At 67.1% G+C, this 4302-nt stretch carries 5 protein-coding genes; 1 reads left to right on the top strand and 4 read right to left on the bottom strand.

Features of this window, described 5'->3' with window-relative positions; genetic code table 11:
• The 4 genes from ACN675_RS27945 to ACN675_RS27960 all read right to left on the bottom strand — a co-directional run.
• Nucleotides 1-1601 (bottom strand): CHAT domain-containing protein (locus ACN675_RS27945; RefSeq protein ID WP_420753913.1); only part of this gene is annotated, 1601 nt, incomplete at its 3' end.
• A 61-nt stretch (nucleotides 1602-1662) separates the two neighbouring features.
• Nucleotides 1663-2352: a matrixin family metalloprotease gene (locus ACN675_RS27950; protein WP_420753914.1), complete on the bottom strand. Its 690-nt coding sequence runs from the start codon at nucleotides 2350-2352 to the stop codon at nucleotides 1663-1665.
• Nucleotides 2353-2411: 59 nt separating this feature from the next.
• Nucleotides 2412-2756 (bottom strand): DUF1036 domain-containing protein, encoded by a 345-nt coding sequence (locus ACN675_RS27955; protein ID WP_197252883.1) that lies wholly within the window; start codon nucleotides 2754-2756, stop codon nucleotides 2412-2414.
• A 6-nt stretch (nucleotides 2757-2762) separates the two neighbouring features.
• Nucleotides 2763-2990 carry a hypothetical protein gene (locus ACN675_RS27960; RefSeq protein ID WP_420753915.1) on the bottom strand — a complete coding sequence of 76 codons (228 nt, stop codon included), beginning with the start codon at nucleotides 2988-2990 and terminating at the stop codon, nucleotides 2763-2765.
• Nucleotides 2991-3226: 236 nt separating this feature from the next.
• Here ACN675_RS27960 and ACN675_RS27965 point away from each other — a divergent pair.
• The coding region (locus ACN675_RS27965; protein WP_420753916.1) for an FAD-dependent oxidoreductase at nucleotides 3227-4302 on the top strand (1076 nt) is incomplete at its 3' end.

Consider the following 4302-nt stretch of genomic DNA (forward strand, 5'->3'; position numbering starts at 1 on the left):
AGCAGTGGATGACCGAAGTAGATGTAGGCGAGGGAGGTCGCTGCGGGGCTCGTTTCCACTGACCGGCAGCGGATTCCGCGCAGGTACGCGGCAGGGGACAGCCCGTCGGTGAACAGCGCGGGATAGAAGGCCGTCGCGAGCTCGCGTGCCGCGGCGTCGTCGACCTCCCACAGCGGTGCGATCACCGCCTCTGCCCTGATCTTCAACAGCGCGAATGCCATACCCGCATATATGCCGAACACCTCGCGGCCCTGTGCGAGCTGGCAGGCGTTGAGGAACGCCAGCCGAACCGGACTCTCCTCGACTCCTTCGACGGACACCGGGCTCAGGTGCTTGCCGTCGACCAGGTAGATACCGTCGCGCAAGCCGGTCGGGTCGAAGTTGCCGTGCACCGCGAGATGCAGCACATTCGCTCGCGGAGTGCCGTCGAGGCAGCGCAGAATGTCGCTCATCCGGGCGTCGACGGGGTGCGCCGCATAGTGCGTACGGAGGTGGACGGCCTCCCGCGCGGCCTCCGCGAGCTTCTCATCGCCGGAGTACTCCCCGAAGACGACGGCCATCGAGTCCAGTTCGAGGCGGGGAGCGGGAGCGGGGCTCCGGCCGTTCGCCAGGTACGGCCAGCGTCCGATCACGGTCTGCGCCCCGAGCAGGGGCGGGTCGTCGTCGCACCACGGGATGCGGGCCAGCTCCCACGGGATGTACGGGTCGGCGGATGCGAGCAAGACACTCGGCGGACCCTCCACCGCGTCGGCTGTGGCCTTCAACGCCTGCCACACGGGATCGGGAATCGCGTCGGCGATGCGCCGGCCGATGCCACGCAGGTAGTACGGCAAATCGTCATGGGACTTGCGGTCCTCGACGCCGTTCAGCAGTTGCCGGACGGTCGTCGCGACTGTCGCAGGAAGGTCCGCGGCGACGAAGTTGCCGTCACCGACCGTCGGATGCGGGGACCGGAAATACCAGAACAGGCGCTGTCCGCCGATGTCGTTGCCGGGATGGACCACCAGTTCCAGATCGGGCCGGGTGTCCGGATCGGTGGGCAGCACCCAATCGACACCGGTTCGGTCCGGCTCGGCGGGGACGGGACCGTCGCCGACCACGACCGATCTGGTGGCGATCCCGATCGTGCGGCCCTCGATCGCGTACACGGCAAGGATGCTGCGGGCCGGTGTCAGGGCGTCGTCGTCGATCGCGCGGAGCCGGATCACGTCGTATGTGTAGGGGTCGTCGGGGCCGACGAGGATGGTGCGGACGAGCGAGGCACCACCTAGCACCTCGAAGCCGTCGGCCGAAACCGTCACCGTCAAAGTGAATTCCGTGTCCGGAACCGAGAGGGGATGGGGGCTCGTGACGCCGTGACCGGGTGACTCCGCGAGACCTACATCCAGTTCGAAGACACCACCCGGGGCGACTCGATCGGGCGCGTCGAGCCGCGCGTAGGCCGTGCGGGTGCCGGTCGTCGGTTCGGGTGCCGGGACGGCTTCGAGGATTCGATCCTCCGGAAATGTCTCGGCCACTGTCGCATCCGGTGCCGCTTCGGTTTCGTCGAGGTCGGTGTCGTGGTGCAACACGGCGAGGAGGCGAGCGAGGACTTTCGCCACCGCCCGCACGGTACGCGCCAGGAGGCCGGTCACGGAACGACCGGCCTCCCGAGTCCGATGCTCACCACGGGTAGGCATCACGGATGAACTCCTTGTCCGTATCGGACAGTTCCGAATTGAGATCCGCGGAGAATCCGTCGGTGGTCCACCGGGCCGGAATCGCATACATCATGATCGAGTCCGGATCGGTGGGGGTGGACGAAACCGACCGCGGGTCATACCGTTTGAAGATGTTGTGCTCGATCGTCGCGGGATCCCAGTTGTTGGGCGGACCCGACAGGTCGGCGATGACTGCCCGGCGATTCCACGCGATCGGACGGTTCGGGTTCTGGTGCTCGTGGATGAGCCCGAGTGCATGCCCGAACTCGTGGAGCACGACGCGGCGCAGCTCGTCGTCGGACGACGAGGGTGTGAGCCACCCGTAATTCATCGTGCGTTCCGCCGGTGGGACCTGCCGGCACTGGGTGCCCAGGTACGACCAGGATCCGTCGCCCTGTTCGAAACCGATCCGGATGTCCGCCGGACCCGAATCCACAAAGCGGAAGGAGAGATTCGCCATCTTCTCCCCGGTCCACTCCTCCGCGACGTTGCGTACCCGGCGCCGCAGGCCCGGATCGCCCTCGAGGAATCGGACGGTGACCCGATCTCCGACGCCCCATTTCGATTCCTTCAGCAGCGCGGCCCGGGTCTTCTCGGTGGCCTGCGGCGGCAACACCAGTGAACAGAAATGTCGGGCATTGTTTTCGGTCATGGCAATTCCTCGATGGGTTCTCCGGCGGGACGGACCATCCCGCCGGTTCGGGCAGGGGTTCAGGGGTTCAGGTTGACGATCGTGTTCTTCCCTCCGGTGTCGATCTGCCGTGTCCCCACGCGACCGATCGCAGCTGTCGATCCGATGTTGATGCACGAATCGAAACTGTTCCGGTAGACGTACATCGGACCGAAGTTCCCGACCCACCGGGCGCCGTCGCCGGCCTCGGCGTAGTAGTACATGAATCGGTTGGTGGTGTTGAGTACGTGTGCCATCTGCCCGGGCGCAATGTTCCACCAGCCGCGCGTCCCCCAATTGCCGTGGTTGCCACAGGTTCCGGGGCTGTAGAACATCACCGCCACCGATACCGTGGCGGGGTAGTTGTTGCGAAATCGGATTTCCATCGTCGATCACCCTTCAGGTGCGTACTGGCGGATCAGGTCGGCGACGGATGCTGTGGGGATGTCACCTTCGCTGCACGGTGCGAGTGCGTGCGCGCCCTCTTCGGACGGGACGTCGGCGAGGCCGGACGCGTCGTCGAATCCGACACTCTGGTCGATCTCCGTTCCGGCGAACACGGGGGCGCCGAAATCGGCGGTGGGTTCCGGTTCGCGAGAAGAACTTCGGGAATCCGTCATGGTTCCTCCTCGTGGGGATTGTGCGGATTCTCAGTCTGTGCCGGTCCGGTAGCGGCGGTCACGAGTAGCGCGCTACCTGTCTGTGGCGCCGTTCGTCCTCGATTCCGACGCGGGCGGGTCGTGGACTCCGGGTAGTCGATCGGCGGCTGGGTTCGCGTCACGCTGATTCTGGTGATTGTGCCCAGGGGGTGGATGCGGAATCTTCGCGGAAGACCCCGCGTGACAGGAGCCTTACCGTGACCGAACCACTGGATCTGAGTACCGACGTTCTCGTCATCGGCGGTGGCCCCGCCGGGACGTGGGCCGCCTTGCGTGCGCGTCGCGCCGGCGCCGATGTCGTGCTCGTCGACAAGGGTTACTGCGGAACCAGCGGCGCGACTGCACCGTCGGGCACGGGAGTCTGGTATGTCGCGCCCGAGCGGTCCGCGCGGGAGCAGGCCAAGGCGAGCCGTGAAGCGCTCGGCGGCTACCTGGCCGATCACCACTGGATGGATCGGGTGCTCGACCAGACGTACGAGAATATGAACCTGCTCGCCGACGAGGGCCGCTACCCGTTCCCCGTCGACCCCGACACCGGTCTGCAGATCCGCACCGGCCTGCAAGGGCCGGAGTACATGCGACGGATGCGCGCCTGGATCAAGCGCGCCGGCGTGAGGATCCTCGACCACTCGCCGGCGCTGGAACTGCTCGTCGACGCCGACGGGCAGGTGCGCGGCGCCGCGGGATACCGGCGCCAGGCCGGCCGCGACTACCGGATCACCGCCGGTGCCGTGGTCATCGCGAGCGGTGGTTGCGCGTTCCTGTCCGGGGCGCTGGGCACCAACGTCGACACCGGCGACGGAGCTCTGATGGCGGCGGAGGCCGGCGCGTCGTTCTCCGGAATGGAGTTCGCGAACGCGTACGGGATCGCGGCGGCCGGTTCGACCGTCACCAAGACCGCCTACTACGGCTATGCGACGTTCTTCCACGCGGACGGTCGCGTGCTCGAAGGCGCGGGCTCGTCGAAGGGCCGCTCGGTAATCGCGCGGACCCGGCTGACGGAACCGGTGTTCGCCCAGCTCGACCGCGCCGATCCGCAGGTGCAGCGGATGATGCGGGCCGGGCAGCCCAACTTCTTCCTGCAGTTCGATCGTCGCGGTATCAATCCGTTCACCGACCGTTTCGAGGTGACGATGCTCGCCGAAGGCACCGTGCGCGGCACCGGCGGCATCGACATCGTCGACGACACGTGCGCGACGTCGGTACCCGGCCTGTTCGCCGCCGGTGACGCCGCGACCCGCGAGCGGATCTGCGGGGGATTCACGGGCGGCGG

The organism is Rhodococcus sp. O3 (genome assembly GCF_048897285.1).
Taxonomy (GTDB): domain Bacteria; phylum Actinomycetota; class Actinomycetes; order Mycobacteriales; family Mycobacteriaceae; genus Rhodococcus.